Below are 1,506 nucleotides of genomic sequence, written 5' to 3'. Positions count from 1 at the left end.
GTAACTATTCAGGTCGCGCAGATGAAAAGATGTCAGGAAGCCTGCCCTTGAACAATAGTCGCAACGCCTCACTTGCTGAAACATCTTGCTTGCGACAACTGGATATGTAACTGCGAAGCAAACAAAACATATCCGCACCGTTTTGACTTCTGAAACATCCCGATATTTTTTGATGTACTTTTGTCATTCGAATATCGTTTTCCCCTTGATTGTTAGTAAAGGGGACATCTTTTATTTCGATAAATCTAAGCGCATCATTTTCAAATTCTCTGAGCCGTTCAAGCAAGGCGCGCGCTTTGGTTCGTTTTAAACGACCCCGTTGTCCTGCTGGTCGGTCCTCCTCATTTGGTGGCGGACACTCCTTATCACCCTCAAAGAGTATTTCACGGTACTGTTCTCTGGCGACGCGGGCAGACTCTGGCGTTAACTTACCGTCATTATCCTTCACGTCCTGACAAAGCTTGGTCAGCAGTGCACGCATTTCATTGGCCCATTTCTGCTTGTCTTGCTCCCACGCTCTTTCCAATTCTCTCAAATGATGGGCATTGCACAGAGAATGTTCACATAGGATATATTTGTAGTAAGGTTTCCAGTGGTCATGGCACAGAATGCCCGTAAAGCATGGCAGTATCTCGGCCGCATCCATGGCCTCTTTCCCACGTTTATCGTGGGCATGGAAATACGTCCAGGTAAGTGATGAGGCACAATGTAACCAACGCCGCTTGCCGTTAATGTTGACGCCTGTTTCATCAACATGCAGCACGGGTGATGCTCGTAGTGCGGCTTTGATCCGATCCGCGGCACCTGTTTGCTCAATTAAATCTGACGCTTTTTGATTGAAGTTAAACAAGGTTCCCGCACTGATCGGAATATTGAGTTGATCGGAAAAATACTCTTCAATACGTTTATAAGGCAGCAATTGATATTGTGACAGGTAAACCGCGTGCGCTTTAATGCCATCGCCATATTGGATAGCACTGTTAACACCTTGTGGAAACTCAGCTGTGAATTTCTTGCCTGTTTCGTTGAGCAGTATTTGCGCTCTGTATTCGGTGACCATGCGTGATATTTCTATGTCAACCACTTGACGACACTGGACGCCAGCATCACGATACTTCCCAGGAGGCAATAGCGCCCTGTTTACGGGAATATCCTTGACTACATCGGGCTCTTCGAACGGGCTCAGCGTTTTACCCTCCCGCCCTTTCTGGCCGCCGGCCGGATTGTCAGATTTAGTCCTTGAATTCTTCTTTCTATCAAAATCTGTGGAGGGTGGTTTACTGCTGTTTTGGCTATTTAGTCCTAATCGATTAGCAAGCAAAGACACAACCAGCATGATCAATTCAATTGCCGCTCTTAAGGCCGGCGAAATTGATTTATCCTCTGTAAGCAACTTTTTTGTTGAATCGATCACACTGTCGATTTCAATGCCGTCAATCTTCATTGGTTAATAACTAAAGTGATATTAAGGCAAGTCTGACATCCTAGCGGGATCAGTCAATACGA

1 protein-coding gene is annotated in these 1,506 nt (G+C 45.8%); it reads right to left on the bottom strand.

What is annotated here, in order from left to right; genetic code table 11:
• Positions 1-4 precede the first annotated feature (4 nt).
• Positions 5-1,444 (bottom strand): IS66 family transposase, encoded by a 1,440-nt coding sequence (locus CXF95_RS26145; RefSeq protein WP_101197042.1) that lies wholly within the window; start codon positions 1,442-1,444, stop codon positions 5-7.
• Between the last annotated feature and the right edge of the window lie 62 nt (positions 1,445-1,506).

This window comes from Paraglaciecola sp. MB-3u-78 (assembly GCF_002835935.1).
In the GTDB taxonomy this organism is placed as follows: domain Bacteria; phylum Pseudomonadota; class Gammaproteobacteria; order Enterobacterales; family Alteromonadaceae; genus Paraglaciecola.
The sequence above is the reverse complement of the archived record's forward strand: the minus strand, read 5'-3'. Positions and strand labels throughout refer to the sequence as shown.

Coding starts and splice junctions, on each gene's coding strand:
- CXF95_RS26145 (WP_101197042.1), bottom strand. CDS start 1,444: ATGAAGATTGACGGCATTGAAATCGACAGTGTGATCGATTCAACAAAA.